The sequence below is a fragment of the Stenotrophomonas sp. 116085_Sma genome (genome assembly GCF_056479585.1).
The window spans coordinates 4,475,836-4,498,310 of record NZ_CM151057.1; the positions used below are offsets into that span (position 1 = coordinate 4,475,836).

21 protein-coding genes are annotated in these 22,475 nt (G+C 67.3%); 13 read left to right on the forward strand and 8 right to left on the reverse strand.

What is annotated here, in order from left to right:
• Positions 1-121 precede the first annotated feature (121 nt).
• From pdhA to ACZK0Z_RS20770, 4 genes are read left to right on the forward strand one after another with little or no spacing between them, the layout of a single operon-like run.
• Positions 122-1,204 carry a pyruvate dehydrogenase (acetyl-transferring) E1 component subunit alpha gene (gene pdhA, locus ACZK0Z_RS20755; protein ID WP_197632783.1) on the forward strand — a complete coding sequence of 361 codons (1,083 nt, stop codon included), beginning with the start codon at positions 122-124 and terminating at the stop codon, positions 1,202-1,204.
• Positions 1,197-2,264 (forward strand): alpha-ketoacid dehydrogenase subunit beta, encoded by a 1,068-nt coding sequence (locus tag ACZK0Z_RS20760; protein WP_019338598.1) that lies wholly within the window; start codon positions 1,197-1,199, stop codon positions 2,262-2,264. Before pdhA ends, ACZK0Z_RS20760 begins: the two co-directional genes overlap by 8 nt.
• A 1-nt stretch (position 2,265) precedes the next feature.
• Positions 2,266-2,619, forward strand: a complete 354-nt coding sequence (locus ACZK0Z_RS20765; protein WP_197632781.1) for an SH3 domain-containing protein — start codon at positions 2,266-2,268, stop codon at positions 2,617-2,619.
• Positions 2,616-4,013, forward strand: a complete 1,398-nt coding sequence (locus tag ACZK0Z_RS20770; protein WP_197632779.1) for a 2-oxo acid dehydrogenase subunit E2 — start codon at positions 2,616-2,618, stop codon at positions 4,011-4,013. Before ACZK0Z_RS20765 ends, ACZK0Z_RS20770 begins: the two co-directional genes overlap by 4 nt.
• Positions 4,014-4,133: 120 nt before the next feature.
• On the opposite strand, the gene ACZK0Z_RS20775 is transcribed toward ACZK0Z_RS20770, so the two are convergent.
• The 3 genes from ACZK0Z_RS20775 to ACZK0Z_RS20785 form a co-directional block, all read right to left on the reverse strand.
• Positions 4,134-4,520: a VOC family protein gene (locus ACZK0Z_RS20775; protein ID WP_197632778.1), complete on the reverse strand. Its 387-nt coding sequence runs from the start codon at positions 4,518-4,520 to the stop codon at positions 4,134-4,136.
• Positions 4,521-4,737: 217 nt separating this feature from the next.
• Positions 4,738-5,445, reverse strand: coding sequence for a WYL domain-containing protein (locus tag ACZK0Z_RS20780; RefSeq protein WP_197632777.1), 708 nt, complete (start codon positions 5,443-5,445; stop codon positions 4,738-4,740).
• On the reverse strand, positions 5,445-6,080 hold the full coding sequence (locus ACZK0Z_RS20785) for a Rossmann-fold NAD(P)-binding domain-containing protein (RefSeq protein WP_197632776.1): 636 nt from the start codon (positions 6,078-6,080) through the stop codon (positions 5,445-5,447). The genes ACZK0Z_RS20780 and ACZK0Z_RS20785 overlap by 1 nt, the downstream gene beginning before the upstream one ends.
• Positions 6,081-6,185: 105 nt before the next feature.
• Between ACZK0Z_RS20785 and ACZK0Z_RS20790 the strand changes: the two genes are divergently transcribed.
• Complete coding sequence (locus tag ACZK0Z_RS20790) at positions 6,186-7,724, forward strand: diguanylate cyclase domain-containing protein (RefSeq protein WP_197632775.1); 1,539 nt, start codon at positions 6,186-6,188, stop codon at positions 7,722-7,724.
• A gap of 95 nt (positions 7,725-7,819) precedes the next feature.
• Here the strand turns inward: ACZK0Z_RS20790 and ACZK0Z_RS20795 are convergent, their stop codons facing one another.
• Positions 7,820-8,746 carry a DUF808 domain-containing protein gene (locus ACZK0Z_RS20795; protein WP_049428046.1) on the reverse strand — a complete coding sequence of 309 codons (927 nt, stop codon included), beginning with the start codon at positions 8,744-8,746 and terminating at the stop codon, positions 7,820-7,822.
• Between the two features lie 165 nt (positions 8,747-8,911).
• On the opposite strand from ACZK0Z_RS20795, the gene ACZK0Z_RS20800 reads away from it, so the two are divergent.
• Both ACZK0Z_RS20800 and ACZK0Z_RS20805 read left to right on the forward strand, forming a co-directional pair.
• Positions 8,912-10,603: an ABC1 kinase family protein gene (locus ACZK0Z_RS20800; RefSeq protein WP_049428045.1), complete on the forward strand. Its 1,692-nt coding sequence runs from the start codon at positions 8,912-8,914 to the stop codon at positions 10,601-10,603.
• 244 nt (positions 10,604-10,847) lie between these two features.
• Positions 10,848-12,953: a phosphoglycerol transferase I gene (locus ACZK0Z_RS20805; protein ID WP_197632774.1), complete on the forward strand. Its 2,106-nt coding sequence runs from the start codon at positions 10,848-10,850 to the stop codon at positions 12,951-12,953.
• A gap of 531 nt (positions 12,954-13,484) precedes the next feature.
• Here ACZK0Z_RS20805 and ACZK0Z_RS20810 read toward each other — a convergent pair.
• The gene (locus ACZK0Z_RS20810; protein ID WP_197633356.1) at positions 13,485-15,914 is read right to left on the reverse strand and encodes a DUF3772 domain-containing protein; all 2,430 of its coding nucleotides are present in this window, start codon (positions 15,912-15,914) and stop codon (positions 13,485-13,487) included.
• Between the two features lie 372 nt (positions 15,915-16,286).
• On the reverse strand, positions 16,287-16,535 hold the full coding sequence (locus ACZK0Z_RS20815) for a hypothetical protein (protein ID WP_005414723.1): 249 nt from the start codon (positions 16,533-16,535) through the stop codon (positions 16,287-16,289).
• Positions 16,536-16,717: 182 nt separating this feature from the next.
• On the opposite strand from ACZK0Z_RS20815, the gene ACZK0Z_RS20820 reads away from it, so the two are divergent.
• The 3 genes from ACZK0Z_RS20820 to ACZK0Z_RS20830 all read left to right on the forward strand — a co-directional run bounded on the left by ACZK0Z_RS20820 (position 16,718) and on the right by ACZK0Z_RS20830 (position 19,043).
• Positions 16,718-17,212 carry a lipocalin family protein gene (locus ACZK0Z_RS20820; RefSeq protein WP_197633354.1) on the forward strand — a complete coding sequence of 165 codons (495 nt, stop codon included), beginning with the start codon at positions 16,718-16,720 and terminating at the stop codon, positions 17,210-17,212.
• Positions 17,213-17,225: 13 nt separating this feature from the next.
• Positions 17,226-18,434 (forward strand): FAD-dependent oxidoreductase, encoded by a 1,209-nt coding sequence (locus tag ACZK0Z_RS20825; RefSeq protein WP_197633353.1) that lies wholly within the window; start codon positions 17,226-17,228, stop codon positions 18,432-18,434.
• A gap of 126 nt (positions 18,435-18,560) precedes the next feature.
• Positions 18,561-19,043 (forward strand): hypothetical protein, encoded by a 483-nt coding sequence (locus ACZK0Z_RS20830; RefSeq protein WP_005411364.1) that lies wholly within the window; start codon positions 18,561-18,563, stop codon positions 19,041-19,043.
• A gap of 83 nt (positions 19,044-19,126) precedes the next feature.
• Here the strand turns inward: ACZK0Z_RS20830 and ACZK0Z_RS20835 are convergent, their stop codons facing one another.
• The gene (locus ACZK0Z_RS20835) at positions 19,127-19,561 is read right to left on the reverse strand and encodes a PepSY domain-containing protein (RefSeq protein WP_043034271.1); all 435 of its coding nucleotides are present in this window, start codon (positions 19,559-19,561) and stop codon (positions 19,127-19,129) included.
• Positions 19,562-19,712: 151 nt separating this feature from the next.
• Between ACZK0Z_RS20835 and ACZK0Z_RS20840 the strand changes: the two genes are divergently transcribed.
• Genes ACZK0Z_RS20840 through ACZK0Z_RS20850 form a run of 3 tightly spaced genes read left to right on the forward strand, consistent with a single transcriptional unit; the run spans position 19,713 to position 21,978 of the window.
• Complete coding sequence (locus ACZK0Z_RS20840; RefSeq protein WP_049432022.1) at positions 19,713-20,003, forward strand: PepSY domain-containing protein; 291 nt, start codon at positions 19,713-19,715, stop codon at positions 20,001-20,003.
• Positions 20,003-20,662 (forward strand): response regulator transcription factor, encoded by a 660-nt coding sequence (locus tag ACZK0Z_RS20845; RefSeq protein WP_049432019.1) that lies wholly within the window; start codon positions 20,003-20,005, stop codon positions 20,660-20,662. The genes ACZK0Z_RS20840 and ACZK0Z_RS20845 overlap by 1 nt, the downstream gene beginning before the upstream one ends.
• Positions 20,659-21,978 carry an ATP-binding protein gene (locus tag ACZK0Z_RS20850; protein ID WP_197633773.1) on the forward strand — a complete coding sequence of 440 codons (1,320 nt, stop codon included), beginning with the start codon at positions 20,659-20,661 and terminating at the stop codon, positions 21,976-21,978. Before ACZK0Z_RS20845 ends, ACZK0Z_RS20850 begins: the two co-directional genes overlap by 4 nt.
• 142 nt (positions 21,979-22,120) lie before the next feature.
• Here the strand turns inward: ACZK0Z_RS20850 and ACZK0Z_RS20855 are convergent, their stop codons facing one another.
• On the reverse strand, positions 22,121-22,441 hold the full coding sequence (locus ACZK0Z_RS20855) for a DUF6122 family protein (protein ID WP_049432014.1): 321 nt from the start codon (positions 22,439-22,441) through the stop codon (positions 22,121-22,123).
• Between the last annotated feature and the right edge of the window lie 34 nt (positions 22,442-22,475).

Consider the following 22,475-nt stretch of genomic DNA (forward strand, 5'->3'; position numbering starts at 1 on the left):
CCGCCGGCAGGGGTAAAAAGGGGAATCGCCGTGTTGCGGCGCAGGAAGGCTATTCCGTACGCGTTCCTTAACATGGCGATTCATATCATTTGTAACTTCTCTGTCGAAGGTGCAGTACGCAATGACGGTTGCCGCTGAATTCAAGATCGAATACCTGCAGTACCTGGACACGGACGGCAAGCTCGTCCGCGATGACCTGCCCGCGTCGCTGCGCGACCCCAAGGTCCTGGTACCGCTGTTCAAGCAGATGCTGTACGTACGCACGTTCGACAGCAAATCCATCGCGCTGCAGCGCACCGGCAAGCTCGGCACCTATGCCGCCTGCCTGGGCCATGAAGCCGCACACGTGGGCATCGGCGCTGCGATGCAGAAGGACGATGTGTTCGCACCGTCCTACCGCGAGTACGGCGCGATGTTCATGCGTGGCGTGCGACCGCACGACGTGCTGATGTACTGGGGCGGCGACGAGCGCGGCAACGACTACGGCGGCAATGCGGCCAAGGACTTCCCGTTCTGCGTGCCGATCTCCACCCAGTGCCTGCATGCCGCAGGCGCCGCGCTGAAGTTCAAGCTCAACAAGGAACCGCAGATCGCCGTGGCGGTGTGCGGCGACGGCGGCAGCTCCAAGACCGACTTCTACGCAGCACTGAATTCGGCCGGCGCCTACAAGCTGCCGCTGATCCTGTGCATCGTCAACAACGGCTGGGCCATCTCGGTTCCGCGTTCGGCCCAGACCGGTGCCGAGACGCTGGCGCAGAAGGGGCTGGCCGGCGGCCTGCATTGCCTGCAGGTGGACGGCAACGACCTGATCGCGGTGCTGGCCGCCATGGAGCAGGCGCGCGAACGTGCGCTGGCCGGCGACGGGGGCACCGTGCTGGAACTGATGACCTACCGCCTGTCCGACCACACCACCGCCGATGACGCGCGTCGCTACCGCGACGACGCCGAAGTGAAGGATGCCTGGCAGCGCGAGCCGATGCTGCGCCTGCGCAAGTACCTGACCGCCGCCGGCGTGTGGAGCGAAGAAGAAGAAACCGCCTGGATCGCCGAGTGCGGCACGCGCGTGGACGAGGAAGTGAACCTGTACCTCAACACCCCGGTGCAGCCGGTCGAGGCGATGTTCGACTTCCTGTATGCCGATCCGCCGCCGGACCTGCTGGCCCAGCGTGCCCAGGCGATCGCCCTGGAGAAGCGCCATGGATGAGATCAAGAACGGCGCGCCCGGCGCGCACACCAACGCCGCCGACAGCGCTGCTGTCGCGCGCGGAGAAGAGAGCATGACCACCACGCCGATCACCCTCATCGAAGCCATCACCCAGGCGCTGGCCTGGGAGCTGGAGCACGACCCGTCGGTGCTGGTGCTGGGCGAGGACGTGGGCGTCAACGGCGGCGTGTTCCGCGCCACCGCCGGCCTGCAGCAGCGCTTCGGCTCCGAGCGCATCCTCGATACCCCGCTGGATGAAACCACCATCGCCGGCCTGACCATTGGCCTGGCCGCGCAGGGCATGAAGCCGGTGGCCGAAGCCCAGTTCGATGGCTTCATGTACCCGATGGTCGACCATATCGTCTGCCACGCCGCACGCCTGCGTTACCGCACCCGTGGCCGCCTGCACTGCCCGATGGTGCTGCGCGTGCCGTGGGGCGGCGGCATCCGCGCGCCGGAACACCACAGCGAAGCCAACGAGGCGATCTTCACCAACGTGCCGGGCCTGCGCGTGGTGCTGCCGTCCTCGCCGCAGCGTGCGTACGGCCTGCTGCTGGCCGCGATCCGCGAGCCGGATCCGGTGATCTACATGGAGCCCAAGCGCATCTACCGCCAGTACAAGGAGGTGGTCGTCAACGACGGCGAGGCCTTGCCGCTGGACGTCTGCTTCGTGCTGCGCGACGGTACCGACGTGACCCTGGTGACCTGGGGCGCGCAGGTGAAGGAAGCGCTGGAAGCGGCTGACAAGCTGGCCGGCGAAGGCATCAGTGCCGAAGTCATCGACGTGGCCACGCTGCGTCCGCTGGACTTCGCCACCATCGCCGAATCGGTGGCCAAGACCGGCCGCTGCGTGATCGTGCAGGAGGCCCCGAAGACCGCGGGCTTCGGCGCCGAGATCGCCGCGCGCCTGGCCGAGGAATCGATCTACGACCTGCTGGCCCCGGTCGAGCGCGTTACTGGCTACGACACCCACATTCCGCTGTTCCGCCTGGAAATGAAGTACCTGCCGAGCGTTGAGCGGATCGTGGCGGCAGCCAAGCGCGCGGTGGCGGCCGGCTGACATGCGGGCCCGCCTTCTGGGGGCTTACCGCAGCCAGTATCCCAACCCGCTCCGGTTCCACGCCGGCCAGATCGTCGAAGTAGGTGTCCGTGACGAGGAATGGCCGGCGTTTGCCTGGGTACGCACCAACGATGGGCGCGCTGGATGGGCGCCCATCGCCTGGTTGCAGCTGCTGGACGAGGGTCGCGCCGAAGCACTGTGCGACTACGACGCCCGCGAGCTGGATGTGGAAAGCGGCGAGATGGTGAAGCTTCATCACGAACACGGTGGGTGGTGGTGGTCCGAGCGCGCCAATGGCGCGACGGGCTGGCTGCCGGCCCGCGAACTGGAACTGCTGGAAGAGAACTGCAAATGAGCCAGACCAAGAACTTCAACCTGCCCGACCTGGGCGAAGGCCTGCCGGACGCGACCATCGTCGAGTGGTTCGTCAAGGAAGGCGATGTGATCAAGCTGGACGAGCCGCTGGTCTCGATGGAGACCGCCAAGGCCGTGGTGGAAGTGCCTTCGCCGTTCTCCGGCAAGGTGCTGAAGCTGTCCGGCGGTGCCGGCGACATCATCCCGACCGGCTCGGTGCTGGCCAGCTTCGAACTGGACCCGAACCTGCCGCAGCGCGCCGATGGCCAGGACACCGGCCACAGCCATGGTCACGCCGCACCGGCGGGGCCGGCCGCTGCACCGACGCCGCCGCCGCTTCCCGCTGCCGCCGCACCGGTGGCCGCAGAAGAAGCCAAGCCCGCCGCAGCCGAGCGTGATGACGCCGGTACCGTGGTCGGTGCGATGCAGAGCTCCAATGCCGTGCACGCCGAACAGGCGCTGGCCGTCGGTGGCGTCAAGGCCGTGCCGGCGGTGCGTGCGATGGCGCGCAAGCTGGGCGTGGACCTGAGCCGCGTGCCAGCCACCGGCACCGATGGCGCGGTGACCATGGCCGACGTCAAGCAGGCCGCCGCCAATGGCACCGCCAAGCTCGGCGCCGCCCCGGCACCGGTCGCCGCCGCCGCGTATGCCGCACCGGCCCCGGCGCAGGTGTCTGCCCCGGTGCAGAGCGAAGCCCGCACCCCGCTGTCTGCCGCTGGCAAGCCGATGCGCACCCAGCCGCCAGGCGTGGTCGCCAAGGGCCAGCCGGAACCGCTGAAGGGCGTGCGCCGCAACATGGCCCGCGTGATGGCCGACGCGCACAGCAAGGTCGTGCCGACCACGCTGAACGACGACGCCGACATCCACGCCTGGCTGCCGGGCAACGACGTCACCGCGCGCCTGGTGCGTTCGATCGTGGTGGCCGCGCAGAAGGTGCCGGCGATGAACGCCTGGTTCGATGGCGAAGCGCTGACCCGCACCCTGCACGCCCAGGTCGACATCGGCATCGCCGTGGACACCGACGACGGCCTGTTCGTGCCGGCCCTGCGCAATGCCGACATGCTCGACGCACGCGGCATCCGTGAAGGCGTCAATCGCCTGCGCGAGCAGGTCGAATCGCGTTCGATCGCCGCCTCGGAACTGAGCGGCTACACCATCTCGCTGTCCAACTTCGGCATGTTCGCCGGCCGCTACGCGACCCCTGTCGTGGTACCGCCGTGCGTGGCCATCGTCGGTGCCGGCCGTGCCCGCCACCAGATGACTCCGGTGATGGGCGGCGTGGAAGCGCACAAGGTCATCCCGCTGTCGGTCACCTTCGACCACCGTGCAGCCACGGGTGGTGAAGCCGCACGCTTCCTGCGCGCGATGATGGACGACCTGGCGCTGGCCAGCTGATCCAGCTGATCGGTGGGTGCCAACCTTGGTTGGCACATGAGTTGGAGAAACGCCGGGCACTGCCCGGCGTTTTTTTGTGCCGGCATCCATGCATGGCGTGGATCTACCAAATGCCTGCGATCAATCGCGAGCGATCATGCCCTCGGCGCGGCTGTAGACACGCAGGCGGTGCCCGTCAGGATCTGCTCCGACGAAAGTATGGCCGAACTCCAGCGTCACCGGCGCCTGCAGGATCTGCACGCCGAGTGCGTGCCACGCATCGTGCATCTGCTGCACGGCGTCGGGGTTGGCGACGACCATCGCCAGTTCGGCGGCACCGGCCTGCGTGGACACCGGCGGTTGCACGTCGTCGCGCTGCCACAGGCCCAGGGCAGCGCCATCGCCGAGCAGGAACAGGGCAAAGCCGGGCGACTGCTCGACCGGCGGTTTGCCGAGAATGCCGCTGTAGAAAGTGGCGCTGGCGGCGACGTCGCGCACGTACTGCAGCAGGGTGCTGGGCTTGAACATGGGGAAGCTCCGTTGTTGGGAGCGATCATGGTGGTATGGGCCTGCTGACAGATTCTGTCAGCAGATTCGACTGTCGGTGGATTCGTCTGTCGGTAGAGTCGACTGTCAGTCGACTGCTCTTCCTTCAGCGTGCTTGAAACCCCGCGCTGCGCGCGATAGTCGACTAACAGTCGACTCTATCCCGCCGCCCGCTCCCCGCTTCCCGCTGTTGCTGTGGTTATGAGCGATCCAGCCAGTCCGGTGCGATGCCCTGCGCTTTCTGCCAGCGTCGCAGCAGGGTGGCGCGTGGCACCAGGTAGTGATCCTCCAGCACGCGCACCTGACGGATGCGGTCGAGCCTGAAATGCCGGAAGTCCTCGCGACCTTCGCACCATGCCGCCAGCATCGGCACTTCATCGAAGTAACCCAGCGCGAACGGCCAGACGGTGCGCTCGGTACGCTGGCCCTGCGCGTCCTCGTAGCCGAACTTCAGGCGCTGCTGCGAACCGACAGCCTCTCGCACGGCCTGCAGACGAGCCGCGGAAACCTTGGCCGCGGCGCGCGACGGGCCCACGCGCAGACCACTGTCACGCAACGCTTCGCGGCGCGCCGCAGGCAACACATGGGCGATACGCGCCAGGGCGTCACGGGCAGCCTCGGCCAGCGCAGGCTCGGTGCGCGCGGCGACCCAGCGCAGGCCCAGCACCAGCGCGTCGATCTCGGCCGGTGGCAGGGTCATGGGAGGCAAGGTATCGCTCGGCGCCAGCAGGTAGCCGACGCCGGCCTCGCCACGCAGGTCAGCGCCCTGCTCGCGCAGGGTCTCGATATCGCGGTACAGCGTGCGCAGGCTGATCCCCAGCGCGTCGGCGAGGGCCTGCCCGGCCACCGGACGTCGATGACGGCGCAGCAGCTGCAGCAACTGGGTCAGGCGCAGCGCACGTGACATCAGCCGACCAGCGCGCTCGATGCCACCACGTGCTCGCCCGGCTGCGGGGCCAACGCGGCCTCGACCAGCACCTTGGCGATTTTGGTAGCCGGATTGATCCGCCACGCCCGCGGCAACACCGGCCCCAGCGCGCCCAGCACCGTCAGCGCGAAACGCTCACCACGGCGCACCTCGTTGCGCTCGCCCCCGATCAGCCCTGGGCGGACCAGGGTCAACGAATTGAAGCCCAGCGCGCGCAGGTCACGCTCCAGCTCGCCCTTCACCCGGCTGTAGAAGATCGACGACTGCGGATCGGCACCGGCTGCGGAATTCAGCACATAGGCCTGCGCACCCTGCGCCTGCGCCAGGCGGGCGAACGCCAGTGGGTAGTCATGGTCGATGCGATGGAAGGCCTCGCGGCTGCCGGCCTGGGCAATGGTGCTGCCCAGCGCGCAGATGACCGCGTCCACGCGCGCCCACCCCGGTGCAGCCGGCAGCGCGTCGAAGGCCAGCACCGGGTTCTCCAGCTTCCCGTGGGTCAACGCCAGCGGGCGGCGGGTGGGTGCCACCACGGCGCTGCAGCGTGGGTCGTCCAGCAGCCTGGGAAAGGTCAGCCCGCCGACCAGGCCGGTCGCCCCCAGCAACATCACGCGCATCACCACCTCCACTGCGGCATCCTGTCGCCCATCGTAGCCGTTCAAGCCATCGGCAGCCGCGCCGATATGCTGGAACCTGCCCCTGCCAGCCCCAGGATTTGCTCCATGACGGACCAGCCCGACCACCGCCCTGCCCCCGGTACTGCCCTTGGGCCGCCGGCACGCGTGCGTGCGGTGGTGGACGATGGGCTGGGTGACCGCGTGGTGCTGCAGGGCGGCGGTGGCGTGGCCCTGCAGCAACTGTTCGCAGGCGCCGACGCGCCGGAACCGCTGCTGGCGGCGTTCGCCAACGGCATGGCCACCCTGCCCGGCGAGCTGGGCGACATGGGCGACCGCCTGCAGTCGGCGCAGGCCAGCGCCGACTGGCCACGCTACGGCCGCGCGATGCGGCAGCTGATCGACAAGTACATCTGCACCATCGAGCAGCATTCCCCGCACGGGCAGCCGGAAAGCCTGCGCCTGTCCGAGCAGCTGCGGCTGCTGCTGGGTGGGGCGGTGGTAGCCCTGCTGCAGCACGACCCGGACCTGCGTGAGCAGGCACAGGCGCTGGCCATGCGCCTGCGCCAGTGGCAGCCGGGCACGGCACTGGAACCGATCGAACAGGGCGTGCGCGAGCTCGGCCACCAGGTTGGCGTGCGCGCCGAGAGCTGGCAGGAGCAGCAGGCGCTGCTGCTGGAGCTGTTCGCGCTGCTGCTGGAGAACGTGAGCGAGCTGCTGGACGACCGCAGCTGGCTGCAGGGCCAGATCGCCGCAGTACGCCAGCTGCTGGACGGGCCGTTGGAGGCCGAGGCCGTCGAGCGAACCCGCGCCGAGCTGCGCGAAGTGATCTACAAGCAGGGCCTGCTGCGCCAGGGCATCGATGATTCAAAGGCGGCCATGCGCGGGCTGATGGGCGAGTTCATCGAGCGCATGGATGGCATGGCCACCAGCACCGGTGAGTACCACGACCGCATCGGCAGTTACGCGCTGCAGCTGCGCGAGGCGCGCAGCATCGCCGACCTCAACCAGCTGCTGCAGGAGGTGATGCGCGACACCGGCAAGGTGCAGCAGCAGGCTGCACAGGCCCGAGATCACCTGGCCAATGCGCGGCAGGAAGTGGAACGTGCAGAGCAACGCATTGCCGAGCTTGAGCAGGAGCTGCGTGCCGCCGGTGACCTGGCACGCATCGATCCGTTGACCCAGGCACTGAACCGTCGCGGCCTGGACGAACTGCTGCAGCGCGAGCTGGCGCGCGCCGCGCGCAACAACTCACCACTGGGCGTGGCGGTGATCGACCTGGATGATTTCCACCAGACCAACGACGCGCACGGGCACGCGGGTGGCGATGCGCTGCTGCAGCACCTGGTGTCCGTGTGCAAGCTGCTGCTGCGCGCCACCGACGGCATCGCTCGGCTGGGCGGCGACGAATTCGTACTGGTGCTGCCGGAAACCCAGGGCGCCGACAGCATGGCCACCGTGCAGCGCCTGCAGCGTTCGCTGGCACATCGCGTGCTGACCGTGCAGGACCAGCGCGTGCCGGTGCATTTCAGCGCTGGGCTGGCGCAATGGCAGCCCGGCGACGATACCGAGACCCTGCTGCGCCGCGCTGATGACGCGCTGTATGCCGCCAAGCGGCAGGGCAAGAACCGGGTGCAGGCGGGTTGATGATCCAGCGTGCGGACTCTGTAGCGCCCGAGCCCATGCTCGGGCGGCGGCGCGCAGCGCCGTAGAGCAGCCGAGCGTGGGCTCGGCTCTACATATTACTTACCGCGCAGCTTCTGGAACCCGGTCACCGCCGCCAGCACGATGGCGCCGGCGATGATGCCGACCACCATGTTGGCCGCAGCACTGATCAGCCAGCCCCACTGCCCTTCGCCGCCCAATGCCTGCACCGTGTGGTGCAGTGCCGGCACGTTGTGCACGAGGATGCCGCCGCCCACAAGGAACATGGCGATGGTGCCGGCCACTGACAGGAACTTCATCAGCCACGGTGCCGAGGCCACCAGGCCGCGACCAAAGGCGGCCACAGCCCCGCCCTTGCGCGAGAGATACAGGCCGACGTCATCAAGCTTCACGATGCCCGCGACCAGCCCATAGACGAAGACCGTCATCGCCAGTGCAACCACGGCCAGCGTGACCACCTGGTTGGTGAACGGCGCGGTGGCGACCACGCCCAGGGTCAGCACGATGATCTCGGCCGAGAGGATGAAGTCGGTGCGGATCGCGCCCTTCACCTTGTCCTTCTCCCACGCGACCATGTCCACCTGGGTATCGGCCAGCGCCTTGCGCCGCTCGGCCTGGCGCTCGGCATCGTCGTCGGACGAATGCAGGAAGCGATGTGCCAGCTTCTCAACGCCCTCAAAGCACAGGAACGCGCCACCGATCATCATCAGTGGCACGATCAGCGGCACGTTCCAGCCGCGGCTGTGCAGCCAGGCCTCCAGCGCGCTGATCGCCAGAGCCGCCGGCACCAGGATCACCTTGTTGACCAGCGAGCCCTTGGCCACCGCCCACACCACCGGCAGTTCGCGGTTGGCGTTGACCCCGGTGACCTGCTGCGCGTTCAGCGCCAGATCGTCGCCGAGTACACCAGCGGTCTTCTTCGCCGCGACCTTGGTCAGGACCGAGACATCGTCGAGGAGGGTGGCGATATCGTCGAGCAGGGCGAACAGGCTGGCACCGGCCATGGGGCGTCCAAGAAAGGGAATGGGCGGATTCTGACCGATTCGGCGTTGACTGCGGAAGAGATCGGGTTCACCACGTGACGACCCCGGCCCGGCCAGACTGGAGCGTGATCCCGTTTCGCCGGGCATGGCCCGGCGCTACCGGCCGTCGTCTGAAAGGAGTTCCGCTTGAGCAACCCGCCCACCGCCTATGGCAATCCTCCGCTGGTCAAAGGCATGAACCGGCGCAGCCAGATCCTGCGCCTGCTGATGCGCTATCGCCATTCAGGCGTGTTCTCGGGCATGAACCTGGATGCCGCAGGCAATCCGGCCGACGTTCCCGCAGACGGCAACCCGGAACAGTTCGTCAGCGATCTGGAAGCGCTGGGGCCCACCTTCGTCAAGCTGGGCCAGATGTTGTCCACGCGCCCGGACATGGTGCCGGTGGAGTTCGCCACCGCACTGGAACGCATGCAGGAGAAAGTGGCCGAGATCCCGGTCGAACGCATCCACGCGATCGTCGAGCAGGAGCTGGGCGCACCGGTGAACAAGCTGTTTGCCTCGTTCGACCCTGAACCCCTTGGCTGCGCCTCGATCGCGCAGGTGCATCGCGCGGTGCTGCACGATGGACGCCAGGTGGCGGTGAAGGTGCAGAAGCCTGAAGTCGCTGCACAGCTGCGCTCGGACCTGGAGGCGTTGCGCAGCTTCGCGTTGGCCGCCGACCACCTGACCCAGGTCGGCCGCCGCGTGCGCCTGCGCGACTGGCTCAACGAGTTCGCCAAGACCCTGATGCAGGAGCTGGACTACCACGCCGAGGCCGAGAACCTGGCCCGCTTCGGCCGCCACCTAAAGCCGTTCCGCCGCCTGTGGATCCCGCAGCCGCTGTGGGATTACAGCAGCCAGCGCGTGCTGACCATGGAACTGGCCACCGGCGTGCGCGTGGATGCGATTCCCGATGTGCGCCGCACCGAACAGTCGATGGATCCACTGGCGGCGGCGCTGATCCGCGGCTACCTGGACCAGATCTTCGTGCATGGCGAGATTCATGCCGACCCGCATCCGGGCAACCTGCGGGTGATGCCCGATGGCCGGCTGGCGATCTTCGATCTGGGCATGGTCGCGCACATGCCGCCGCGCCTGCGCGAGCGCCTGTTGAAGATCCTGTTCGCCGCCGTCGATGGCCGTGGCGAGGAAGTGGCTGACGACCTGATCAGCATCAGCACGCGTCTGGAGGCGTTCGACGAGGAACGTTACCTGCGTGAGACCGGCCAGTTGATCGCGCGTTACGCCGCCAGCGGCACGTTCTCCGAAGGCCGCGTCGTGCTGGACATGGTGCGCATCGCCACCGCCTGCGGGCTGCGCACACCGCCGGAACTGAGCCTGCTGGGCAAGGCATTGCTCAACCTGGAAACCGTGTGCCGCTTGCTGGCACCCGAGCTGGAAACACGACGCATCGTCGAGCGTCAGCTGCAGCACGTGATGCGCGCGCGACTGAAGAAATCACTGTCCGCAGCCAACATCGCCAGCGAGGCGATGGAGCTGCAGCAGCTGCTGCGCGATGGACCGCGCAAGCTCTCGGACATCATGGCGCTGCTGGCCGAAAACCGCCTGCAGATGAAGGTGACCGGGCTGGAGGAATCGCGGCTGATGGAGAACCTGCAGAAGATCGCCAACCGCGTGGCGGCCGGCATCATCAGCGCGGCGCTGATCATGGCCGCGGCGATGATGATGAAAATCGACACCGGCTGGCACCTGTTAGGCTACCCGCTCATTGCGCTGATTCTGTTGTTCATCGGCGTGGTGCTCGGCCTTGGCATCGTGACCAGTGCACTGCTGTTCGATCGTCGCGCGCGGGCACGCGAAGAGCGCGGGCATCGCTAGCGCATCACAGAAAACACCCGTATTCATGCGGTTTTTAATGCAATCCAACGGCGTCTTTCACGCTCGTTTTACCTTCTGAGCGCGATCCCGCGCGCGTCATTGCAACAAACATTTCAGTCAGGTTCGTGCATGCACTATCGGGTCATCGGCCTGTCACATGCATGTGCTTGCGGCAGCGCCGGTCGGATGGACACGCGTCGGTACGACGTCCATCACCACCACCCCGTCACTGCCGAAGCTGCCTATGCTCTGGATACTGCTGCTGTCGTTGTTGCTGCTGTGCTGGTTGTTCCTCGCGTCCGACAAGTGGGTGTGGTGGAAGGCCAGTGCGTTCTCGCTGCTGCTGCTTGCGCTCAGCGCATGGTGGCTGATCGACAAGCTGTCCGGTGATGGGCTCAACGCCGCCACCCTGTACCACCTGGGCGCCGACATGGAAGGCGCCGGTGTCTCCGATTTCAAGGGCTATATCGCCGGCTTCATCGTGCTGGCGCTGGTCTCGCTGCTGCCGCTGTTCGCCACGCGGGTGAAGCGCTGGCGCCGGCCCGGCCATGGAGGCGCCTGGTTTGCCGGCTTCATCGCAGTGTGGGTGGGCACGATCATGTTCAGCCCGTTGGCCCGCGACGGCCAGCGCCTGTATCAGCAGCTGCGCCCGGTCGATTTCGCCCGCATCGCACCTGAGTACCAGGTGCCGACGCAGCCACTGCAGCGTCCGCGCAACATCGTCTGGATCTATGGCGAAAGCCTGGAACGTACCTACCTGGACGAGGCCGTGTTCCCCGGCCTGATGCCCAACCTCAACCGCCTGGCGTCCGAGTCGCTGGACGTGCGTGGCCTAGCCTCGGCCGAAGGCAGCGGCTGGACCATCGCCGGCCTGGTGTCGTCGATGTGCGGCGTACCGCTGACCACCTCGCAGGGCGACGAGAACAGCATGGACCGCATGGGCAGCTTCCTGCCCAAGGCGGTGTGCCTCGGCGACTACCTGAAGCAGCAGGGCTACACCAACCACTATCTTGGCGGTGCCAACGGCCAGTTCGCCGGCAAGGGCCAGTTCCTGGCCAGCCACGGTTTCGATGAAGTGCATGACCTGGCCTGGTTCAAGCAGCAGAAGAAGATCGGCCGCATCCATTACTCGGCCTGGGGCGTGCACGATGACGTGCTGCTGGACACCGCCTACCAGCGCTTCGAGCAGCTCTCGCGTGCCGGCTCGCCGTTCATGCTGACCACGCTGACCATGGATACCCATCACCCGGCCGGGCACCTGCCGGTGTCGTGCAAGGGCGAGCGCTACCAGAGCCAGTACGGCAACATCGGCCTGCTCAATGCACTCAAGTGCACCGACCGCCTGATCTCGCAGCTGGTCGAGCGCATCCAGGCCAGCCCGTATGGCAAGGACACGTTGATCGTGATCGCTTCCGATCATCTGGCGATGCCCAACGATCTCAGCCATGTGCTGGCCAAGCAGCAGCGCGAAAACCTGCTGCTGTTCCTCGGCGACGGCGTGACGCCTCGCCAGCTGGCGGTGGAAGACGGTTCAACGCTGGACTCCGGCGCCACCCTGCTCAGCCTGCTCGACCCGAACCTGCAGACCATGGGCTTTGGCCGCTCGCTGCTGGATGACAAGCGCGCGCCGAGCGCCAGCGTCGCCGCGCGCCGCGACGGTGGCCGCGACTACCCGCAGTATCTGGCGTTCGCCCGTTCGCTGTGGCTGGGTGAACCGACCCGTGAACTGAAGATCGACGGCGACGACCAGGTGGTGGTCGGCCTGCAGCATGTGCAGCCACCGGTTCTGCTGGAGTACGACAAGGACTGGGGTTTGAAGTCGGTATATCTGGAAAACACCTCACGCCAGTTCGATGATGCCGACCCGGACAATACCCTGGCCTATGTCGATCGCTGTACCGCGTTCGAGGACGGCTCGGCCGATGGCGACTGGTGCGCCCTGCTGGTCAACCGCGACAACGGCATCAAGCTCTACCGTGACAACGACCTGCGTGGCGGCATTGCCGTGGATGCACCGCTGGACGCCTTCCAGGGCCCGCGCCCGAGCGTGCGCCAGGCGCACATGATCACGCAGAAGGGCCGCCGCACCCGCGCCGGCCAGTACATGCTGCAGCTGGTGGCGAGCACGCGCCCGGATCGCGGTTTCTGGATCGAGGCGGTGTCGTCGCAGCGCAAGGTGGTGCTGGCCCAGCAGTGGGTGCAGCCCGATGCCAATGGCAAGATCAACGTATCGTTCGGGCTGGACCACGAAGTGGACGATCTGGAGATCCGCGCGTGGTTGAACCATGCCGAGAAGTTGGCGGTGGATACGTTCGCACTGGTGCCCTCGCGCAGCCGACCACGGGGATAGGGTTCTTTGCAGGGCTGCGCCCTGCCACCCGCCGAAGCAACAGCCGAAACAAGAGCAACAGCAACGGCAACAGCGTGCATTCCGTGGTTGGGCGGGGCGGTGCCGGAGTGCGGGGACGCCGCAAGTACGTCCCTGTAGGCTTGGCAGCCGCATCCATGCGGCTGACACCCCGCACTCCGACACCGCCCCACCTCTGACAGATTTCGTGTGCTGTTGGTGGGTGTCGACCTTGGTCGACACAATCTGTCAGATATCGAAAATCAAAATGGGGTCAGATCCGTTTTCCGGAGGAAAACGGATCTGACCCCAATAGTATTTCCGACAGATCGCGGAAAACTGTCGAAGGCGGGGTGGGTCCGGTTGCGGGAGTGTCCGCGGCATGGATGCCGCGGCCAAGCCCCCAAGGATGGGTTTACGGCGTCTCCCGCAACCGGACCCACCCCGCCAATCCTCGGAATGCCAGCTTTTGCTGTTGCTCTTGCGGTTGACGTTGCTTCGGCGGGTGCAGGGCGCAGCCCTGTAGAACACCCCCTACTCCTGCGGATCGCGGGTGATGTGGATATCGGTCGGGGTCGACAGCGGGATGTTCCGCTCCGCCAGGATCTGCAGCAGGCTGAAGTACAGATCGCTGCGGGTGGCGTAGACCTGCCGCGGGCTGGCCACGTACGCGAAGCTGTTGATGGTGATCTGGCCACCGGCAATGCTGTCGATGTAGACCGTCGGCGCCGGCTGCTTCAGCACGTTGGTGTGCGCGGTGTACGCATCCAGCAGCGCCTGCCGCAGATTGCCGACATCCGTGCTGGGCGGTACCGCGAACTGGATCTGGATGCGGCCCTGGTTGTTGCCCATCGTCATGTTGCGCACGGTCTTGGTGACCAGCTCGGAGTTGGGCACGATCAGCGTCGACTTGTCGCCCACCTGGATCTCGGTCGAGCGCAGGCTGATGCGGCGGATGTCGCCCTCCTGGTCACCCAGCTTCACCCAGTCGCCGATCTTCACCGGGCGCTCGGCCAGCAGGATCAGGCCGGAAACAAAGTTCTGGGTGATCACCTGCAGGCCGAAGCCGATACCCACCGACAGCGCGCTGACCAGCAATGCCAGCTTGCTCAGCTGCAGGCCCATCGCGCTCAGCGCCCAGATCACCGCGATGATGATGCCCACATAGCGGGCAACCGTACTCACCGAATTGCGTGCGCCCAGGTCCAGTTCGGTCTTGGGCAGGTAGGTGTCGGTCAGCCAGCGCTGCACCAGCTGGGTGACCGCCAGGCCGGCCAGCAGCACCAGCACGGCCAGCACGATGCGCACCGGCTCCAGCTTGGTTCCGCCGATATCGAACCCAGAAGTGAACAGCGACGAGAACCGCTCGACCACTGCGCCGATGTTGCCGAATGGCGCCACCAGCGCCAGCAGCGCGATCAGTACGACGATGGTGCGCAGTGCTGCCGACAGCAGCACGCCGGCCTGCTCCAGCCGCGACACGCTCAGGCCAGTGCTGAGCAGGATGGTCTGGCCAACCTTGCTGTCGGCGTTGAGCATCCAGGTGCTCAGGTCATCTACGAACTTGAACAGCAGCGTCGCCGCCAGCACCACGATGCTGCCGCCGATCAGCTGCTGGTTCACGAACTTGGCGAAATTCAGATAGCCCAGCAGCGTGGCGATGATCGCTGCCACCACCGCAATGTTGCCCGCCACGCGCGCCAGCACCAGCCAGCTGCTGCGGCGCACCGGTGTACTCGGGCCCTGCCCGTCCGCCTGCGCTTCCAGCTTGGCTTCGGCCTCGGCGGTCTGCCGGCGGTGCAGGCGCGCCAGCGTCACCAGCATGGCCATGATCAGGCCGAGGTAGGTCAGTGCAATCAGGCCATCCAGCGCCACCGTGGTGACGTCGCTGGTGCGCGTGGCCTGATCGAGGGCGACCAGCACCGCGCTCAGCCAGGCCAGCGCCGCCGCGCCCCAGGCGTACTTGCGCAATTTCAGTGCGGCGGTGTCGTCCAGATTCAACAATCGCCATGAGGGGCGCTTGGGCACCAGCAGGCAGGCGCTGAGCGCCGCGATGAACGCGGCGCGGAAGGTCGCGGTTTCCAACCCGTCGGCCACCACCTGCAGGCGCGGTGCGATCGCATCAACGGCGTCCAGCGCCGCCATCAGCACCACTACGGCATAGCCGGGCAGCAACGTGCCCACCAGCAGCAGCCACATGGCCAGGCCAGACCGGCGCAGGCGGCCATCAGGCGCGCGGTCAGACGCGGCGAACTGCCGCCCCAGGCGGCGCAGCCACAACCGCAGCGGGAACATCATCACCAGCGCGGCCACCAGGCCCAGCAGCGGCGTGCCCCAGCCATTGGCGCCGATGCCAGCGATCAGCGTGTCACGCCCCTGCTCGGCCAGCGGCGCAACGCGTGCGATATCGATCGGCAGGCGCTCGGCCACCTTGCTCCACAGCGCAGGCGACAGCGGCGAGGCCACCTTCTGCCCCAGCTCTTCGGTGCGCTGCGCGGCGCGTTGCTGGTCGATGTCGGTCGCCAGCTGCTGGGCACGCACCGCGCTGGTCTTGGCTTGGGCCACCGATGCGGCCAGTCCGTCGCGCTGCTTGTTGAGGATGCGCCGTTGCGCCGCCAGTTCGGGCGGCTCGGTGGCGCCCTCGGCAGGCGTGCCCAGCTGCGCCAGCTGTTCGTCGAGACGGTCCAGCTGCGGCTGCAGCGACTTCTCCAGCGCCTCGGCGTCACGCCGGGCCTTCGAAGCGTCCTCGGACAGCATGGCCAATGTTTCGATGGCCGCGGCATCACCACGCTTGCGGTCGACTTCCTTCAGCTTCGCATCGATATCCGCCAGCTGCTGCTTCGGCGTGGGGTCCTCATCCTGTGCCAGCACCGGTGCCGACAGCAGGAAGGCAGTGCACAGCAGCAGGACCAGCCAAGGCCCCCGTGCACGGATCGATTGCAGGAAAGAAGACACGCCAGCCACACCGTTTCGCGCGGACCACCGCGCCTGCGCGCGACTATACGGCACAGGCGGTAAAGGCCGGATGGTGGCGCGGAGGACTACACCCGCGTGGATGGGGGCTTCGACGGGGTGATGGCGCTGGGTGGTCGCGACTGGGCGATGACGGCCTGGTGATTGCGGCGGGGTGATCGTGGCCGGGCGAATCGACTGGGTAGACCGACGGGGTAGAGTCGACTGTTAGTCGACTATCGCGCGCAGCGCGGGCTTTGCACAGCTTCCAGCGAAGAGCAGTCGACTAACAGTCGACTCTACCCCGTCGGTTTACCCCGTCGGTTTGCCCGGTCAGTTCACCCAGCCCACGTTTCCGCGCGCCCGCACGCCACTCCGGCGAAATCAGTACTTCAGCCGCAGCTCTTCCACGGCCGGCTGCTGCAGCGCGTACCAGTCCTGGAACTCTTCCTCGGTGATCTCATCGGGCGCATACACCGCCACCGGGTGCCAGTCGTGGTCGGTCGGCAGTGGCTGGCGCGGGCCGGCACGCAGGCTGTAACTGACGCCCTCGTAGTCCACCAGGTCGTCGACCTGCGGCCACTGTTCGCGTGCGAACGCGGATTCACTCTTCAACAGGATCACCTGGTACATCGGCACCTCCACTTCGGTTGGATCAGGAAAACACGGCGCTGGTGGCAGCATACCGCCGCACCGTTGACAACGGGCACGCCGCAGCAGCGACGGAACGTTCTGGACACGGCCATCGCCCCGGCTTCACCCGCCCATGGCAAGGCCATCGGCATCGTGGAGGCCCACCCCTGCCACGACCGCCGATGACCGACCACCCGCCGCTGAAGACCGTCACCGACCTCAAGCTGCCCCGCTACCTGGGCACCTGGTACGAGATCGCACGCCTGCCGATGCGCCACGAACCGGAAGGCTGCACCGACGTGTCGGCGCACTACACCCTGCTCGACAACGGCAACGTCGGCGTCACCAACCGCTGCCGCATGGACGGCGAGGTCGAGGAAGCCACCGGCGAGGCCTGTGCCGTCGACAACGACAGCGCGCGCCTGGAGGTGAGCTTCCTGCCCAAGGGCCTGCGCTGGTTGCCATTCGCCAAGGGCGACTACTGGGTGATCCAGGTCGCCCCGGACTACAGCGTCGCGCTGGTCGGCAGCCCGGACCGCAAGTACCTGTGGCTGCTGGCGCGCGAGCCACGCCTGGACGCGACCGTGCAGGACCATTATCTGGCGACTGCCCGCCTGCAGGGCTTCGATCTGTCCGAACTGATCCACACCCCGCATACCGGTCGCCCGACAGCCTGAGCCGCGCACGCCCATGGACCTCAAGAGTGGCTACCCATGGTGGGCGGTTCGCAACGGCCTGATCCACGCCTTCCCACCGCTGGAAGAGAACCTGCGCTGCGACGTGCTGGTGGTGGGTGGTGGCATCACCGGTGCGCTGATCGCCGACGAACTGGCCGCCCACGGCCACGAGGTGGCGGTCATCGAGCAGCGCGACATCGGTTGGGGCAGTACCGCCGCCAGCACCGCGCTGCTGCAGTACGAGATCGATACCCATCTGCTGGAACTGGCACAGCGTTACGGCCATGACGCCGCCGCACGGGCCTACCTTGCCTGTGCCGAGGCCATTCCGGCGCTGGGCGATGTGGCGCAGGGCCTGAAGGACGTGGATTTCCAGCGGATGGACAGCCTGTACCTGGCCAGCCGCCATCGCGACGTGCCGCGCCTGATGGCCGAAGGCGATGCCCGTCGCGGTATCGGCCTGGATGCCCGCTGGCTTGGCCCCGGGGAACTGCAGGAACGTTTCGACGTTGGGGCCGGCGGCGCCCTGCTGACCCGGCAGGCGGCCCGGGTTGATCCGTATCGGCTGACCTATGCGCTGCTGCAGCGCCTGCGTCGGCGCGGCGGCCATGTGCATGACCGCACCGTACTGCACAGCCTCGATGCTACCGCGCGCGGGGTGACCGCCCGTACCGAAGCCGGTGCCACCATCCGCGCACGCCACGTGGTGCTGGCCATGGGCTATGCCAACCAGCGCTGGCTCAAGCAACGGGTCGCACGCAACCGCAGCAGCTACGCCTTCATCACCGATCCCATCGATGCGGACGTGCTCGGCCGGCTGCGCAACACGATGGTCTGGGAGAGCGCCCGCCCCTACCTGTACCTGCGCGCCACCGGCGACCGTCGCCTGCTGGTGGGCGGGCTGGACGACGCCATCGACATCCCCGCCCGCCGCGACCGGCGCGTTCAGAGCAAGGCCGACCAGCTGATGAAGCAGCTGCTGCGCTGGTTCCCACGGCTGGACCCGGTGCCGGCGTTCTCCTGGGGCGGCACCTTCGCCGAGACCGCTGATGGCCTGCCGTTCTTCGGCCCGCACGAAGAATGGGGACCGCGGGTGCACTTCGCCATGGCCTACGGTGGCAACGGCATCACCTATTCGATGATCGGCGCGCAGCTGCTGCGGGCCCGGATCGAACGGCGCACGCATCCACTGGCGGGGCTGTTCGGGTTCGGGCGGTTGTGACCTGCAGCCAGGCATGGCCTGGCTCTACCCCAATCCGGTACCGACAGGCATCATTCAAGCAGCCCCTGCTAGCGTCGGCCTGTACCGCCGCGTGTTGCGTGGCCACCTGTCCGCTGGAGCGCTGTCATGATCCGCCCCCTGACCCTGCTGCTGTGCCTGGCCCTGCCGGGAACCGTGCTGGCCCAGTCCGCCGCAGGCGCCACCGCGCCGCAGGCGGCCGGCCTGGACCTGACGCTGCCGCAGGCGCCGATGCGCTACCTCAACGACCCAGCCCTGCAGCAGGACCCGCCGGGCACGTACTACGGCGACAAGAGCGGCCCGCGCGTGCACGACGACGCGAAGATCGCCGACGTGACCGACGACAAGGTCAAGGTGTCCGGCAGCTTCACCACCGGCATCGGCTATTCCAAGAATGGCGGCAACAGCCACTACAACGCCGCCACGCTGAACCTGAGCAAGAACTACACCACCGATGAGGGCAAGACCCACGGGGTCAACGTCAACATCCACGTGAGCGAAGGCAAGGGCCCGGGCTTCTTCGGTCCGTATGGCGGCTACTACGGCCGTGGCCCGGGCTACTGGGACTACCCGCCGCCGTTCGGCTGGTAAGCCAGCTCCTGTAGAGCCGAGCCCATGCTCGGCTACGGTTGGCCGCAAAGCCGAGCATGGGCTCGGCTCTACATGGGCCAACGTCAATCCAGCCAGCCATCGCGCTCGCTGTGCAGGATGCGGCCGTCGTAACCGCTCAGGCGCACTTCCACCTTCTGGTTGCGGGCATTGCGCGCTTCCAGCGACCAGGTGGCACCATCGCGTTCCAACGAATGGATCTCGCGCAGGCCATGTGCCTGTGCCCGTGCCAGCACCTGCTCGGTGGTCAGCAGCGCGCGGCCGTTGTGCTCGTCGAAGATCTCGCCGGTCTTCGGGTCCACGTAGACCTCGCTGAAGCGGCCATCGGCGCGGCTCACGTCCGCTTCCCACAGGCTGTCATCACGCTCGATCTCGTGGATCTGGGTGTAACCGGCCTTGCGCAGGGTCTGTTCAACCTGGGCCATGCCCAGCGGTGCGGCCTGAGCGGCCGGTACGATGGCCAGGGCGGCGACGGTGGCGAGGGCAAGCGACTTCAACATGGGGATTCTCCTGTTCGTGTTCATGGCCGGACCATCCCGGCAACGCCACGATGCACGGGGTGGTTAACAGCCCCTTAGCCGGCGCTGTTAGCCCGCTGTTAGTCAGCCGCTGCACACTCACGCCTGTTCCCCCTTCCCTCATGCGCCCGCGATGCTCGCCACCCTGCCCCTGCTGCTGGCCCTGGCCAACACCCCGACCGCCGCTGCGCCCGTGCAGGATCCGGCGCAGCAGGTCGCGCGCCGTGCCGTGCAGCAAGGCCGTTACGTGCCGCTGGAAAGCGTGGTGCGCGATGCACTCAAGCGCTACCCGGGGCAACTGCTGGAAGTGGAGCTGGACGACGGCGTCTACGAAGTGGAGATCCTGCGCGCTGACGGCGTGGTGGTGGAGCTGGACTATGATGCGCGCAGCGGAAAGCTGCTGAAGACGGAGCTGGACGACTGATGCGCATCCTGTTGGCCGAAGACGATGCCGCGCTGGCGCAGCGCCTGGTGCCCCTGCTGGAGCAGGCCGGCTACGTGGTGCATGTGGTTGCCGATGGCCGCCAGGCCGAAGAGATCGGCCAGATCGAAGATCTGCAGGCGGCCATCGTCGACCTGGGCCTGCCCGGCCTGGACGGACTGAGCGTGATCGAGCGCTGGCGTAGCAACGGCCGCGGCTTCCCGGTGCTGGTGCTGACCGCGCGCGGGCGCTGGCACGACAAGCTGGCCGGCTTCGATGCCGGTGCCGACGACTACCTGACCAAACCGTTCCAGGCCGACGAACTGGTGCTGCGCCTGCGCGCCCTGATCCGCCGCAGCCATGGCCACGCCAGCCCGCGCCTGCACTGCGGCCCGCTGCAGCTGGACGTCAACGCCGGCCGCTTCGAACTGGACGGACAGCCGCTGGCACTGAGTCCGCAGGAGTTCCGCCTGCTCAGTTGCTTCATCCATCACAGCGGCCAGGTGATCGGCCGTGACCGCCTGGGTGAACAGGTGTTCGAGGGTGGGCTGGATCCCGACTCCAACGCGCTGGATGTGCTGCTCGGGCGCGTACGCCGCAAGCTCGGCATCGAGCTGATCCAAACCGTACGCGGCCAGGGCTGGCGGCTGGCGCCGCCGTGACGCGGCAGCCCTCGCTGCGACGGCGCCTGCTGCTGGCCGGTGGCGTCGGCCTGCTGCTGATCTCGCTGCTGGCCAGTGCACTGCTGGGGGAACTTTTCAAGCGCAGCGCGCGTGATCGGCTGGACCACGAACTGCAGCAGGACATGCTGACCCTGGTCGCGCAGATGGAAGTTGCCCCCGACGGCCAGTTGCAGCTGCGCCAGGAACCGAACGATGCGCGCTTCCAGCGGGTGTTCTCCGGGGCTTACTGGCAGATCGCCGGTGCCGACGGCCGCGTGCTGCTGCAGTCACGCTCGTTGTGGGATGAAACGCTTCCCGCCACCGCCACTGGCCCGACCCCCCGCAACCTGGCCGGGCCGCTGCAGCAATCGCTGCGCGCACGCGTGCAGCAGGTGCGCCTGCCACGCGCCCGCGAACCGTTCGTGGCGGTGGTCGCCACCGATCGCAGCGCACTGGACGCGGATGTTGCTGCATTCCGCAAGCGCACCGCCATCGCGCTGGGCGTGCTGGTCGCCGCGTGGCTGGCGGTGCTGGCCAGCCAGGTGCACTTCGGCCTGCGCCCGCTGCATCGCCTCGGTGCGCAGCTGGAACGCGTACGGCGCGGTGATGCGCAGCGCATCGAAACGCGCGGATTGGGCGCGGAGGTCGCACCGCTGGGTGAAGAACTCAACGCGCTGCTGGAGCACCAGCAGCGCATGGTCGCGCGGGCACGCACCAGTGCACAGGATCTGGCGCATGCGCTGAAGACTCCGCTGAGCGTATTGGCCGCCGAGGCCGACGGCGACGGTACGCATTGGCGTGCCACCGTGCGCGAGCAGAGTGCGCGCATGCAGGCCAGCGTCGACCGTTACCTTGCTGCCGGACTGGCCGCCGACCATCGCCAACGCACCGACGTGGCGGCCGTCGCGCAGGCGATGTGCCGGCTGATGGCACGCGTGCATGGCGAACGTGGCATTGCGTTCACGGCGGCGGATATCGATCCGGCGTTGCAGTTCGCCGGTGCCAGTGCGGACCTGGAAGAGATGCTGGGCAACCTGCTGGACAACGCCGGGCGCTGGGCGCAACGGCAGGTCACTGTCGAAGCAGAAACCAGCGAAGGGCAGCTACGCATCGAAGTGCGCGATGACGGCCCCGGCCTGGCTGCAGACGCGCTGGAACGGGTCACCCAGCGTGGTGTGCGGCTGGATGAGCGTGAAGGCAGCAGCGGGTTGGGCCTGGCGATCGTGGGCGATATCGCCGCCAGCTACGGCGGGCGGTTGGCGTTGGAGAATGCGCAGCCAGGTTTGCGGGCGACGGTGTGGTTGCCAGCGGGGTGACTCGTTGGCGCTGGAACGCCAAGCGGGTAGAGTCGACTGTTAGTCGACTTTCGCGCGTAGCGCGGGATTTCCCAGCGCCTCAGCAAAGAGCAGTCGACTAACAGTCGACTCTACCGCCTTCGCCGGGCATTTCAGTTCCCCATCAACGGTGATGCATCCACCAGCAGTCAATCGCGTCCAGCACGATGTGGATGATCAAACCGATGCCGAACAACCGCGTTTTCTTCGGCACGCACAGCCCCGCGTAGACGGCGATGGCCGGGGCCGTATGCAGCGGGTGGAAACCGATGCTGCAGCGGTTGGGCGCGTAGATCGGATCGGCCAGCAGGTGGTCCAGGTCGATCACCCAGCCCAGCAGCATCAGCAACCACGCCGAGGCGAAACGCTTGCGCCAGAACAGCCATGCCAGCAGGGCTGGCACGGCGGCATGCAGGAACAGGTGGAAGATCGCGCGCGCGCTCATCGGGGCCGGTAGCGCCGGGACATGCCCGGCGTTC